The organism is Rubrivirga sp., from assembly GCF_049648075.1.
Lineage (GTDB): Bacteria > Bacteroidota > Rhodothermia > Rhodothermales > Rubricoccaceae > Rubrivirga.
This window is the reverse complement of sequence record NZ_JBARYR010000646.1, coordinates 1-1,544: the sequence shown is the minus strand read 5'-3', so window position 1 is coordinate 1,544 and position 1,544 is coordinate 1. Positions and strand designations below refer to the sequence as shown.

Here is a 1,544-nt window from a genome sequence, read left to right as displayed (position 1 = left end):
GGTCCTCGGAAGACCGCGCCGCGGCGTGGGCCGTCGAGGCCGGTCGCGCCGTCGCGCTCGTCCCGCCCTCGACGTCGGACTGGGCCGAGTCGGCGCACGCCACCGACGACCCGGACACGATCGCGAGCCTCGTCGCATGACTCGAATCCTCTTTCTGTTTATCGACGGCGTCGGCTTGGGACCGGACAGCCCGGAGAACCCGCTCTCGACGCTCGACCTCCCGTCGTTCCGCGCACTCGCCGGCAGGCAACCGTGGACCTCGAGGTCGGAGACCATCGACCGACCGGACCACGTCTTCCGACCCATCGACGCGACGCTCGGCCTCGAGGGGCTGCCGCAGAGCGGGACGGGACAGGCCACGCTGCTCACGGGCGAGAACGCGGCCCGCATCCACGGACGCCACTTCGGCCCGTACCCGCCGACGACGGTCCGACCGACGGTCCAAGACAAGAGCGTGTTCGCGCAACTCGCGCCGTTGATCGGCACAGACCGCCTGGCGTTCGCGAACGCGTACCCGGAGCGCTTTTTCCAGCACGTCGAAGCGCGAGGCCGCTGGACGGTCACGACGCTCGCCGCCCGGTCGGCGGGCGTACGCCTGCGCCGCGAGGCCGACGTCCGCGACGGGATCGCGATCCCCGCCGACCTGACCGGCCGAACGTGGCAACGACTGTTCGACGCCGACGCCGAGCCCATCTCCGAGGCCGAGGCCGCCCGCCGGCTCGTCGCGCTTCTGGACGACCACACCTTCGTCTTGCACGAGTACTACCTCACGGACAAGGCCGGGCACAGCCAAGACCCGGCCCGAGCCGCCTCCGTCCTCGAGTCCCTGGACCGGCTGTTCGCAGGCGTCCTCGAGGCCGCGGGACCGGACGACGTATTGTTGATCACGAGCGACCACGGCAACATCGAGGACCTGGGGACCAAGAGCCACACGCGCCACCCCGTCCCGCTCGTGGCCTGGGGCGCCGGGGCCGACGCGTTCTCGTCGTGCCGCTCGCTCTTGGACGTCACGCCGACGATTGTTGAGTTGCTCACGAGGTAGCGTCCTCGAGGACGGGCGACTGTCGACCTCGAGAAGGTGCTGTCTGTGGTGCAGATCGCGAGGGCGCAAGCGACGTCTCCTCTCCGCTTGGGAAAGGGGGTCCCGGTGCGTGACCGGCCTCGAGGCCGCAGACCGGGGCGTCATCCTCGAGGTCGACATCGGCCCCGAGGGCACAGGCGGCACCGCATGGGTCCCCGCCTGCGCGGGGACGACTCATGGAGCGCGAGAACGACTCATGAAGAGGGGCGGGTTCATGACCCACCCTTCGCCGAAGTCCGCCCTCGAGGCCGAGTCACCACAATCCGCCCTCGAGGACGACCCATCGAGGACGGGGTCACGCAGATCGTGTGAACGACCACACATGGCGCCCTCGATGTCGGACCTTTCCGGTTCCGCGCTCGGTTCCCGACCGGTGCTGGGAGAGTGGTGTAATGGTAGCCACGCCAGCCTTAGGAGCTGGTGTCCGAAAGGACGTGCGGGTTCGAGTCCCGCCTCTCCCACA

The 1,544-nt window shown here is 69.6% G+C and carries 1 protein-coding gene and 1 tRNA gene; both read left to right on the top strand.

The genetic code is table 11. The features are described 5' to 3' along the window. Positions 1 to 136 precede the first annotated feature (136 nt). Positions 137 to 1,042 (top strand): peptidase, encoded by a 906-nt coding sequence (locus tag WBA11_RS17455; RefSeq protein ID WP_424521917.1) that lies wholly within the window; start codon positions 137 to 139, stop codon positions 1,040 to 1,042. A 417-nt stretch (positions 1,043 to 1,459) separates the two neighbouring features. Further along, positions 1,460 to 1,542 (top strand) — tRNA-Leu (locus WBA11_RS17450). Positions 1,543 to 1,544: the final 2 nt, after the last annotated feature.